We start from the raw sequence: 12,913 nt of genomic DNA, 5'->3' as shown, positions 1-12,913 counted from the left end.
AAAAGAGACCATTCTGTGTTAACTCAGAATGGTCTCTTTTGATTAGCATAGAAAATATGTTTAGCTACTTCTGTTTTTTTCGTGTGAAGAACAATAATGTGGCACCTATAAGAATTAAACCTAAGATAATTACAATTATATTATTTGCTGACACACCGGTTAATGGTAATTCATCTGCTGTTTCAGTATCAGATGTGCTGCCTGTCACTTGACTATTATTATCTGTGTTCTCAGGTGTTTCCGGATTCTCAGGTGTTTCCGGGTTCTCAGGTGTTTCTGGATTCTCAGGTGTTTCTGGATTCTCAGGTGTTTCTGGATTCTCAGGTGTTTCTGGATTCTCAGGTGTTTCCGGGTTCTCAGGTGTTTCCGGGTTCTCAGGTGTTTCCGGGTTCTCAGGTGTTTCCGGATTCTCAGGTGTTTCCGGGTTCTCAGGTGTTTCTGGATTCTCAGGTGTTTCTGGATTCTCAGGCGTTTCCGGATTTTCAGGTGTTTCCGGATTCTCAGGTGTTTCTGGAGTCTCAGGGTCTGGGACTTCAGGTTCTTGTTCTTTGGTTGGTATAACGATTACAGTATTCGTATCTTTCGATTGACTGCCGAACGTTACAGTAGCAGTATTCTCAACGCCATCTTTTAATGCATTTTGGTCAATATTATTGAATGTGGCATAAATAGTCATCTTAATATTCTGGCCTTTTAATGTCTCAATAACTTCTGGATCAGTGATTGTGAATTCAATATCCTGACCAGTGACTGTCAACACACCATAATCTAAAATACTGCCTGAAGAAATTTCTATACTATTATTTTCAAGAGATTCAATTTCTGAATTAACTGCATCGATTTCAGTATTTAAAGATTCAATACGAGTTGTCATCTCTGAAATTGATTCTTTGACAGCTTCAGTATTTACTACAATTTCTGCCTTAGTATCTTCTTCAGTCTGGAATTCTTCTTTGTTTTCTGTTTCTTCAGGAACTTCTTCAATAGGTGTTATCTCGGTAGTATCGCTATCATCAGTTCCTTCATTTTTTTCAGCTTCAGCAGGTTCTTCCTGAATGCTAGTCTGATCTGATATTTCTTCATTTGCATCTTCAGAAATATCATTACTATTAGTATCTTCAGGCAACTTACTTGTTTCAACTTCATCAGATTCTTTCTGAGCAGTAGTATCATCTACTGCTTCTTCATTCACATCTTCAGAGATTTGTTCCTGAGAGTCTGACTCCTCATCAGATATTGCTTGATCTAAAGTTGTCTGGAGTGCTTGGAGTTCAGCCTCGGCTTCGTTAAGTTCTGTGGTTAGTCTCTCTTTTTGTTCTTCTAACTCTTCGAGTCCCTCTGGTGTTTCTTCAGATGATGTATTACTATCAATAGTCACATCTACAGAGCCAATCGTAAGTCTTTCATCAATTCTGTCAAATATACGGAATGAATTGATATTAAGAGACGGGTCAATTACAGTTTCAATATCAAAAACAAAACTCTCATTGTTGTCCGATAATTGGTGTTGTCCTTTACCATTCACTGACTTTTTAGTTGCAAGGTCGGGAACCGGTGTCTCCTCAGTCGGTACCTCAGTTTTTATTATGGCATCGTCTATATCAAATACTAGAACATTTTTTGGTGAAATACCTGAGACAATTGCTTTGTTTGTAATTGTTGAATACTGTAATTGTTCTTCAGTAACTTGATGTTGAATATCTATTGTTGTATTTTCACCAGGTTCCAGTGAAGTTGTTTCTAATGTGATGTTACCACCGAGCATTGGATCGTTAAGAACAAGATTTGTTAGGTTAACATCACCATTGTTTGTAATCTTGAAAGTATATGTGACTGTATCTCCAGCTTGAGTCACTGTGTCAGTATCGCTGGATTTTTCCAACGTGATGCTTGGATTTTCCTCAGTATCTGTCACTGGAACATCAACTTCATCTTCATCTCTCGGAGTTTCCCCACTCGGAGTTTCTCCGGTAACTGACGCGATGTTGTGAATATTTCCAGCATCGATATCGTCCTGAGTGACAGTATATTCCTGCGTGACAGTCGTTGAGTCACCCGGTGCGAGCTCGGTTACATCCAGATTGATGTTTCCGCCCAGCATTGGGTCATCAAGGATTACATTTGTTAGGTTAACGTCGCCATTATTTGTCACCTTGAAAGTATATGTGACTGTATCTCCAGCTTGAGTCACTGTGTCAGTATCGCTGGATTTTTCAAGCGTGATGTTCGGATTTTCCTCAGTATCTGTCACTGGAACATCAACTTCATCTTCATCTCTCGGAGTTTCCCCACTCGGAGTTTCTCCGGTAACTGACGCGATGTTGTGAATATTTCCAGCATCGATATCGTCCTGAGTGACAGTATATTCCTGCGTGACAGTCGTTGAGTCACCCGGTGCGAGCTCGGTCACATCCAGATTGATGTTTCCGCCCAGCATTGGATCATCAAGAACAAGATTTGAAACGGTTACGTTACTGTCGTTCGTCACGATAAATTCATACGTGACGATTTGACCGGCTTCAACAACGGCATCCAGGTCACTGGATTTTTGAAGGGTTAAGCTGCCTTCAACATCCTGAGGCACAGACACTGTGTCTGTATCCTGGACAGGCTCCTCAGAACCAGGTGGTGTACCAGATACGGTCGCTTCGTTGTTGACGACGCCTGTATCGACATCGGCTTGAGTCACAGTGTAACTTGCTTCCGCAATGAGTATATCACCCGGTTGGAGGGTGATGTTTTCGACATCTTCAATGGTTTCATCATTAATAGTTAAGTAATTAATATCACTAATGCCATCAAGAATATCAGTCAGATTGACATTGCTCAGTGTGACATTCCCATTATTCGTTGCGGTGAAGGTATATTGGATATCTTCACCTTCGACTAAGTCATTTCGGTCCGCGATCTTTTCAAGAGAAATACTTGGCTCCTGTGTCCCCGGAAGTTCATCTTCGTCAGTATCTTCCGGTGTGCCGCCTCTCGGATCTTCACCCGTGATAGACGCAATGTTTTGGATACCACCATTGTTGAGGTCCTCCTGCGTCACAGTGTATTCCTGCGTGACAGTCGTTGAGTCACCCGGTGCGAGCTCGGTCACATCCAGATTGATGTTTCCGCCCAACATTGGATCATCAAGAACAAGATTTGAAACGGTCACGTTACTGTCGTTCGTCACGATAAATTCATACGTCACGACTTGACCGGCTTCGACAAATGCATCCAGATCACTGGATTTTTGAAGGGTTAAGCTGCCTTCGACATCCTGTGGCACAGAGACTGTGTCAGTATCCTGAACGGGTTCTTCCGAATTTGGTGGTGTTCCGGATACGGTTGCTTCATTGTTGACAACGCCGGTATCGACATCGGCTTGAGTCACGGTGTAACTTGCTTCCGCAATGAGTATATCACCCGGTTGGAGGGCGATGTTTTCGACATCTTCAATGGTTTCTCCGTTCACAGATACATATGTGATGTCACTAATACCATCAAGAATATCAGTCAGATTGACATTACTCAGCGTCACATTTCCATTATTCGTGGCAGTGAAGGTATATTGGATATCTTCGCCTTCGACTAAGTCATTTCGGTCGGCTGCTTTTTCAAGAGAAATACTCGGCTCCTGTGTCCCTGGAAGTTCATCTTCATCCGCATCTTCCGGTGTACCGCCTCGTGGGTCTTCCCCTGTGACGGACGCGATGTTTTGGATATTTCCAGCATTAATATCGTCCTGAGTCACAGCATATTCCTGCGTAACAGTCGTTGAGTCACCGGGTGCGAGTTCAGTCACATCCAGATTGATGTTTCCGCCCAACATTGGATCATCCAGTACCAGATTCGAAACGGTCACGTTACTATCGTTGGTTACGATAAATTCATACGTGACGATTTGACCAGCTTCGACAAATGCGTCCAGGTCACTGGACTTTTGAAGGGTTAAGCTGCCTTCAACATCCTGAGGCACAGAGACTGTATCTGTATCCTGTACCGGTTCTTCAGAATTCGGTGGTGTTCCGGATACGGTTGCTTCATTGTTGACAATACCGGTATCGACATCGGCTTGAGTCACGGTGTAGCTTGCTTCCGCAATGAGTATATCACCCGGTTGGAGGACGATGTTTTCGACATCCTCAATGGTTTCTCCGTTCACCGATACGTATGTGATGTCACTTAGACCCTCTAATACATCGGTCAAGTTCACATTAGATAATGTGACATTCCCATTATTCGTGGCAGTGAAGGTATATTGGATATCTTCACCTTCGACTAAGTCATTACGGTCCGCGGTTTTTTCAAGAGAAATACTCGGCTCCTGTGTCCCTGGAAGCTCATCTTCGTCGGTATCTTCCGGTGTGCCGCCTCTCGGGTCTTCCCCTGTGACTGACGCGATGTTATGAATATTTCCAGCATTAATATCGTCCTGAGTCACAGTGTATTCCTGCGTCACTGTCGTTGAATCTCCTGGTGCGAGTTCGGTCACATCGAGTGCGATGTTGCCACCAAGTATTGGATCATCGAGTACCAGGTTCGAGATGGTTACATTACTGTCATTGGTAATGATAAATTCATACGTCACAACTTGACCGGCTTCAACAAATGACTCTAAGTCACTGGACTTTTGAAGGATTAAGCTCCCCTCGACATCCTGCGGGACAGAGACTGTATCTATGTCCTGCACCGGTTCTTCTGAATTCGGTGGTGTTCCGGATACGGTTGCTTCATTGTTGACAATTCCTGCATCGACATCAGCCTGTGTGACAGTGTAACTTGCTTCCGCAACCAATACATCATTGGGCTGAAGTGTGATGTTTTCGACATCTTCAATGTCTTCTCCGTTTACTGAAACATATGTGATATCGCTCAGGCCCTCTAACACATCGGTTAAGTTCACATTAGATAATGTGACATTCCCATTATTCGTTGCGGTGAAAGTATAGTGGATATCTTCCCCTTCGACTAAGTCATTTCGGTCCGCGGTCTTTTCAAGAGAAATACTCGGTTCCTGTGTTCCTGGAAGCTCATCTTCGTCCGTATCTTCCGGTGTGCCGCCTCTTGGGTCTTCCCCTGTGACGGACGCGATGTTTTGTATGCCACCGTTATTGAGGTCCTCCTGCGTCACAGTGTATTCTTGAGTGACAGTCGTTGAACCCTCCGGTGCGAGTTCGGTCACATCGAGCGTAATGTTGCCGCCCAGCATTGGATCATCGAGTACCAGGTTCGAGACGGTTACATTACTGTCATTCGTCACGATAAATTCATACGTGACGATTTGACCAGCTTCAACAAATGCATCCAGATCACTGGACTTTTGAAGGGTTAAGCTGCCTTCAACATCCTGAGGTACAGAGACTGTGTCTGTGTCCTGGACCGGTTCTTCTGAATTCGGTGGTGTTCCGGATACGGTTGCTTCATTGTTGACGATACCAGTGTCGACATCGGCCTGCGTGACGGTGTAATTTGCTTCCGCAATGAGTACATCACCCGGTTGGAGTGTGATGTTTTCGACATCTTGAATGTCTTCTCCGTTCACCGATACATATGTGATTTCACTCAGACCATCAAGGATATCAGTCAGATTGACATTACTCAGCGTCACATTCCCATCATTCGTTGCGGTGAAGGTATATTGGATATCTTCGCCTTCGACTAAGTCATTTCGGTCCGCGGTTTTTTCAAGAGAAATACTCGGCTCTTGTGTTCCTGGAAGTTCATCTTCATCCTCATCTTCCGGTGTGCCACCTCTTGGGTCTTCCCCTGTGACGGACGCGATGTTATGAATATTTCCAGCATTAATATCGTCCTGAGTCACAGTGTATTCCTGCGTCACTGTCGTTGAATCTCCTGGTGCAAGTTCGGTCACATCGAGTGCGATGTTACCGCCCAGCATTGGGTCATCCAGTACCAGGTTTGTCACTGTTACGTTACTGTCGTTTGTCACGATAAATTCATACGTGACCACTTGACCAGCTTCAATAAATGCATCCAGGTCACTGGACTTTTGAAGGGTTAAGCTGCCTTCAACATCCTGAGGCACAGAGACTGTATCTGTATCCTGTACCGGTTCTTCAGAATTCGGTGGTGTTCCGGATACGGTCGCTTCGTTGTTGACAACGCCGGTATCGACATCAGTCTGTGTGACGGCGTAACTTGCTTCCGCATTGAGTACATCGCCCGGTTGGAGGATGATGTTTTCGATATCTTCAATGGTTTCATCATTAATGGTTAAGTAATTAATATCACTTAGACCCTCTAATACATCGGTTAAGTTCACATTATTCAGCGTCACATTCCCATTATTCGTGACAGTGAAGGTATATTGAATGTTTTCGTCTGCGACTAAGTCATTTCGGTCGGCTGTTTTTTCAAGAGAAATACTCGGCTCCTGTGTCCCTGGGAGTTCATCTTCGTCGGTATCTTCCGGTGTACCGCCCCTCGGATCTTCCCCTGTGACGGACGCGATGTTTTGGATACCGCCGTTGTTGAGGTCCTCCTGCGTCACAGTGTATTCCTGCGTCACAGTGGTTGAGTCACCGGGTACGAGTTCGGTCACATCGAGTGTGATGTTGCCACCCAACATCGGATCATCCAGTACCAGGTTCGAGATGGTTACATTACTGTCGTTCGTAATGATAAATTCATACGTGACGACTTGCCCAGCTTCGACAAATGCATCCAGGTCACTAGATTTTTGAAGGGTTAAGCTGCCTTCGACATCCTGAGGCACAGAGACTGTGTCTGTGTCCTGCACCGGTTCCTCAGAACCAGGCGGTGTTCCCGATACGGTTGCTTCGTTGTTGACAATACCTGCATCGACATCAGTCTGTGTGACAGTGTAACTTGCTTCCGCAACCAATACATCATTGGGCTGAAGTATGATGTTTTCGACATCTTCAATGTCTTCCCCGTTTATCGATACATATGTGATATCACTAATGCCATCAAGGATATCAGTCAGATTGACATTATTCAGCGTCACATTCCCATTATTCGTTGCGGTGAAGGTATATTGGATATCTTCACCTGCGACTAAGTCATTTCGGTCCGCTGTTTTTTCAAGAGAAATACTTGGCTCCTGTGTCCCGGGAAGTTCATCTTCGTCCGTATCTTCCGGTGTACCGCCTCTCGGATCTTCCCCTGTGACGGACGCGATGTTTTGGATACCACCGTTGTTGAGGTCCTCCTGAGTTACAGTGTATTCCTGCGTGACAGTCGTTGAGTCTCCCGGTACGAGTTCGGTCACATCGAGTGTGATGTTCCCACCCAGCATTGGGTCATCCAGTACCAGATTTGTCACTGTAACATTACCAGTATTTTCAACCTCAAAGGTGTATGTTATTGTTTGACCGACTTCAGTAATCTCTTCCACATTACTAGTCTTTTCCAAACTGATAGATGAATTTACTTCAAGTGTATTAATGATATCAAATCCATCTTCACTGTACTCAGTGGTATAGCCATCTACAGTAACTTCTTGAACATAATATTCATAAATTTCTCCTGTTGAGGAGTATGACGGATGTCCTTCAAAAACATATCCCCACTCATCATTCTCATTTGGAGTCACTGTAACAGTTTCAACAAAAGTGCCATCTGTCTGGTTTTCAGTTGTTCTATACAAGTGGATTTCGATTTCCGGAGGGCGGTTCATTTCTCCACCATCATCTTCCCAGATTTTTATCCCCGAAACTTCTAAAGACGTTCCGCTAATCTGAGGAACTTCGAACTCTCTTACAGTATCCGGGTTGTCAGCATTAGGAATAAATGTTGTTGTCCCATTTGTTCTGAAATAATCGTCGCTTGTGAAGTTTTCATTATCTGTATCAAGATGTACTTTATAACGTAAATTTACAGATTGTCCTGCTGCCAGATTTAGATTATCAAGAGTGATTGTTTCACCATCTAAAGAAACATTTACACCGTTAAGGAGTGCAGAATCACTTGCACTTAAGAAATAATCACCATCTGATAAGTTCGCATCACTTGCCGCTGTAAATGAATCACCCTGCAGCGCCAGTTCAACCATTTCTCCCATCGGATCAGTTACAGTCCCATTTTGGATACTTCCTATAAGACCTGTTGAAATTTGACTTAAAATTTCAACGATTTGAGATACTTGTGCAGCATTATAATATTGAGACGGGCTAGAAGCGATATTTTCCATTACATGGGTTACTTGTTGTAATGAAGCACCGGCATCTCCGGTTAATTCTATCCCGATGGAATGCATGTCAATACCGTTGCTTTTTAAAGTCTGCGCCGCATTTATTGTATTTGTTCCATGGTTAAATCTGTTGTTAGAACCATAGAAGAAACTAGTGCCCCGACCTTGAATCGTATTGCCATCATGACTAATAGTCGGTGCTCCGTCAGTAATAGTAATAATCACCTTATTTTCAGCATTGCTTGCAGCCAGAATATTTCCTGCTTCATTCAAAGCTTCTTGTGTGTATGTTCCGCCATTATTTCCGGAACCTCTATTGTTAGGAACATTCGCAGGCAGTCGATTAATTAAACTGCTTGGGTTCGTTGTTAATGTTTTGTGAGAATAATTGCCCATATTCCCACCATAAACAGTATTACGTCTGCCATCCATGACATGGGTCCCGTATGATACGAGAGCCATTCTGATATTTTCGTTATCGTCAGTCAGCATTTGATTGATAAAATCGGAAACTGCATTATATGCAATGCCCACTCTGTTATTATTTGCCATACTGTTGGAATTATCATAAACAATAACAATGTCAGTGGGTTCAACAGTCTCCCTGTTTTTCCCTTCAATATTTAAGTCGATAAAATATTCTCCGGGAGTCCCTGTATATGTAGCATTTTTCGAAATAATTGATTCTTCAAATTCCTGGGGTGCTCCCGGGTTAATCATTCCGCCTGTACCATCATCATGTATTTCTTCAGCCAAAGCTCTATTATCACTATCTCCAATAAATGATATGTAGCTGAAAATACTTGAGCTGATGATTAACAGTGCTAAAAAGACTAATCCAAATTTTTTGGAAAAACTTCCTAGTACCACTATTCTTCACTTCTTTCTTTAAAATTGAATAATATTTAATTTAAACCTTATTTTTACAATAAATTGCGATAAAAATTAAGTGTCATAATAATTGATAATTTAATCGATCCTCCTTTTAATAGAATTGTTGAATCATAGGTGAATATCATTAAATCAAACCTTAAATTTATTATTTAGAAGTCTGCTAATAACTATTTGTAAAGTTGTATGTAAGCAAAGGATTTGATAATGATATTCAGATCTAAATCCATCTGTTGAAAAACTTAATCTACTATTACAATTTTTAATATATCACCTTTGTATTAATAAAAATCGCTATGATTTGTCATGATTTGCATAGGAAGATGTAAATTATGGTTTTAAGGATTTGCTTGTACTGTATTAATTAATGAGAGCTTATATTTTATAATTTAAAGATAGATAAGAGTATTAATATCAGAAGGCAGGGATAGGGTATGTGGGATGTGGTTCCCTCAATTGAAAAGCACAAATTTAACATGATTGAATACTTATTTTCTGAAAGTATGCCTGTAACAATACAAGAGCTTTCTGAAGTTTTGATGATTTCACGGAGAAGTGTTGGTTATTATTTATCAGACCTAAAAAAAATTTGTAAAGATTTAGACGGGGAATTGATTACTTCAACAGAGGGTATCAGTCTTAAACTGCCGGTCAATATTGGTTTGGATTATTTCCAGCGTGCTGTATTTAAAAACACTGAATCATTTCAGCTTTTGGAAAAATTATTTTTTGAGGATGTTGTCAGTAAAAAAGAAATGGCAGATTATTTGTATATTAGTCCATCAACTTTAAACAGGTTGTTAAAGAACTTGAACACCACCCTGGATTATTTTGGACTATCAATTCATACAAGTCCATTATATATAACTGGTGAAGAATTAATGATTCGAACATTTTATATTTCATATTTTCAGGAAGCCTATAGTGTTACTGAATGGCCGTTTCATAATATTGATGAGAGAACCTTCAAAAAATTGATAGAAAAATTGTCCGGTTCTTTTAGATTTGAAGAAAATTCATTTAATATAATAGAGTATCGTAATATTATAGCGGTATGTACTGTGCGGGCACTGCATAATCATTTGTTGGTAGGGGGAAGTAAATATTCATGTGAAGATATTGAGTGGTTGAAAAATACTGTTTCGAGTCTAAATCTACCAGAAAAAGTCCGTCAAAATTGTTACAATGAGCTTTTAAGCATGCATCATTTTTTCGCAGATATATTTACAGATAATCAGATGAATTCAGCATTAAGGTATAATGATGAAGTAAGAAATATTGCCGAAGTGAACGATATTGCTGAAATAATTAACACTTTATCAGAACAGTTTAATCTTCCTGATGATGTTAGACCATCCAAATTTGATATTTATCGAATTAATTTAAAAATATCCTATTATGGAAAAGGTTTATCAACTTGTAAATCAATCAACTACTTATTATTTAAGCCGCGGGAATATAAACTCGTAACGATATATGAGCATCATTATTCCCCATTTTATAATGCCCTTTACCAGCTGTTGGTTGAGTTGTTTGATAAGCGAAAATTGTATTTTGGTGAGGATATGATTAAGGATATACTTAGCTCGTTTATCCTCACATGGAGTAACTTAACGAAAAATTTGTTCTATCAGTTTAACTCCTGCAGATTGTTAGTCTACAATCATAGTACTGATTCAATTGCTTTAAGTTTCTCTGAGGAACTTAAAAGTACATTAAGACGGTTTATTGAAGTAGACACTATACCAGGTAGGGAAATCAGTGAAAGGAAATTGCTTCAACATGATTTTGATGTATTAATTTCATCGACTACTTTACAGTTGAATATTAAGCAGCCGATATTTTACCTGCACCGCCTGCCTGATTTTTCACTGCGGCTGGCTGAACTCGAACAGTTGATTGATACTATCCTGCAGAAGAAAAGAAATCGTTTGTTACCGCATAAGTAATTATGGATGTGCCTGAAATATGATAAAGGTCTGTAGCAGATTAATGTTAAATAAAGAACTCAAGATTCTCCCAGCTGATAGCTTAGAGTTCTTGAGTTCTTTATTATATTAAAGGCTGTTCTGAATGGTAGATTTAATGATGATATCTATCTCCCCATTCTTCACGTAACACACCCATCCGGATAGAATCATAATAGTGATTGTTATAGTATCTTACTTTTCTTATTCTGGCTTCCATCTGCATGCCTAATTTTTCTCCAACTCTGATCATCCGTTCATTTCCGGACCAGGTGGTAAAACCTGCACGGACGAGCTGCATAGTATTAAATAAATGGCTGATCCACATACGCATTGCACGTGTACCTATTCCCCTGCCCCAGCTGACAGATTCATATAAAATAATACCAGTCTCAAGCCACTTGGACGGCTCGTGTTCCCAGTAGTATGAAACTGTCCCGATACACTCGCCGGATACTTCAATCACCCACATACTATCGTCACCAATTAGTGATTCAGCTGTTTTCATAAAGTCCTCATAGGACTTCGAAGCATGGGGATAATACGGGGCATCCCATTGCTTCCATTCAGGTGCTTCTTCCTTATATACAAGTCTCCATATATGCGGAAGGTCTTTTCTTTCAATCGGCCGCAGCACTAATTCATTATCTTTATACACAGAATTCCTCTTTTCATTTTTTAATTGGAAAAGAAGAGTCCTACTCCTACTTTTCCATCACCAGGTTTTCATATAAGTTTTTCATGTCATCACACCTCTCTAATTAATACATTAATTTTAACATTTAATGTAAATGAACACTATTTATAATCTAAATTAAATTTATTTTGCAGGACAGTATGACATTCTGTATAGAAAATGATTCGGCATGAGATGTCGTGGTATGATAATGACACAGCATAATCTTAATGCAGATGGGTACGAACAATATAAAAACTAAAGATAGAGGATAGATATGATGAATAAAAGAACGAGAACACAGAAGCAGGATACGACATGGGTGGTTAAGGAAAAGACTGAGGTATTGAAGTTTTTAATTGAAATGATGCCGTCACAGAGCCGAAAATCAGTAAAAAGTATTTTAAGCCGCGGGCAGATTTTTGTGAATGGAAAGGGTACGACTCAGTTTAATGATGAACTTGTACCGGGAGACCGCGTGGAGATTCGTTCAGCGGCCAGTAATATTAAGCTTAAAGGCATACAGATATTTCATGAAGATGAGGATATTATTGTCGTTGAGAAAGAAGCCGGCGTATTATCCATCGCTTCAGAGAAAGAAAGTAAAATAACTGCCTACCGCCTGCTTTCAGACTATGTGCAGAAAAAGAATCCAAGAAACCGTATTTTTGTCGTGCACCGCTTAGACCGTGATACATCTGGTGTGATGGTGTTTGCACGGCGCAGGGAAGTACAGCAGAAGCTGCAGAATGCATGGAAAAATGCTGTCAAAGAACGGACATATATCGCACTGGTGGAAGGCACGGTTACTGAAGGCGGTAAAATCACTTCATGGCTGACGGAGAATAAAGCCCTTATTATGAGATCCAGTAAAAATCCTAACAAAGGTAAAAAAGCAGTTACACGATATAAAGTATTAAAATCCAATAAAAAATTCTCACTGCTTAAGGTGAATCTGGATACAGGACGTAAAAACCAGATTCGTGTGCATATGCAGGATCTGGGGCACCCTATCGTTGGTGATAAGAAATACGGTGCACAAAATAATCCTATCCGCAGAATCGGTCTTCATGCACATGTCATTTCATTCAACCACCCTGTAACAGGAGAATTGTTACGGTTTGAATCAAAAGTACCGGAAGAATTCACAAGAGGGTTTAAGTAAGTCTTGCAGGAAGAAATATATTCATGAACGTATGACTATTACAGATGAGGTGA

4 protein-coding genes are annotated in these 12,913 nt (G+C 40.8%); 2 read left to right on the top strand and 2 right to left on the bottom strand.

Going from position 1 to position 12,913, the window contains the following annotated elements:
* Positions 1-64: 64 nt before the first annotated feature.
* Positions 65-9,031 (bottom strand): DUF7507 domain-containing protein, encoded by an 8,967-nt coding sequence (locus ACFSX4_RS11235; RefSeq protein WP_377774638.1) that lies wholly within the window; start codon positions 9,029-9,031, stop codon positions 65-67.
* Positions 9,032-9,486: 455 nt separating this feature from the next.
* Here ACFSX4_RS11235 and ACFSX4_RS11230 point away from each other — a divergent pair, with 455 nt between their 5' ends.
* Positions 9,487-11,001: a helix-turn-helix domain-containing protein gene (locus tag ACFSX4_RS11230; RefSeq protein ID WP_377774636.1), complete on the top strand. Its 1,515-nt coding sequence runs from the start codon at positions 9,487-9,489 to the stop codon at positions 10,999-11,001.
* A gap of 133 nt (positions 11,002-11,134) precedes the next feature.
* On the opposite strand, the gene ACFSX4_RS11225 is transcribed toward ACFSX4_RS11230, so the two are convergent.
* Positions 11,135-11,677, bottom strand: a complete 543-nt coding sequence (locus tag ACFSX4_RS11225) for a GNAT family N-acetyltransferase (protein ID WP_377774634.1) — start codon at positions 11,675-11,677, stop codon at positions 11,135-11,137.
* 298 nt (positions 11,678-11,975) lie between these two features.
* Between ACFSX4_RS11225 and ACFSX4_RS11220 the strand changes: the two genes are divergently transcribed.
* The gene (locus ACFSX4_RS11220; protein WP_377774632.1) at positions 11,976-12,860 is read left to right on the top strand and encodes an RluA family pseudouridine synthase; all 885 of its coding nucleotides are present in this window, start codon (positions 11,976-11,978) and stop codon (positions 12,858-12,860) included.
* Positions 12,861-12,913: the final 53 nt, after the last annotated feature.

It is taken from the genome of Corticicoccus populi (assembly GCF_042686195.1).
Lineage (GTDB): Bacteria > Bacillota > Bacilli > Staphylococcales > Salinicoccaceae > Corticicoccus > Corticicoccus populi.
The sequence above is the reverse complement of the archived record's forward strand: the minus strand, read 5'-3'. Positions and strand labels throughout refer to the sequence as shown.

Bases quoted from the DNA above. Each gene is read 5' to 3' on its own strand.
- ACFSX4_RS11230 (WP_377774636.1), top strand. From the start codon at position 9,487: ATGTGGGATGTGGTTCCCTCAATTGAAAAGCACAAATTTAACATGATT.
- ACFSX4_RS11220 (WP_377774632.1), top strand. From the start codon at position 11,976: ATGAATAAAAGAACGAGAACACAGAAGCAGGATACGACATGGGTGGTT.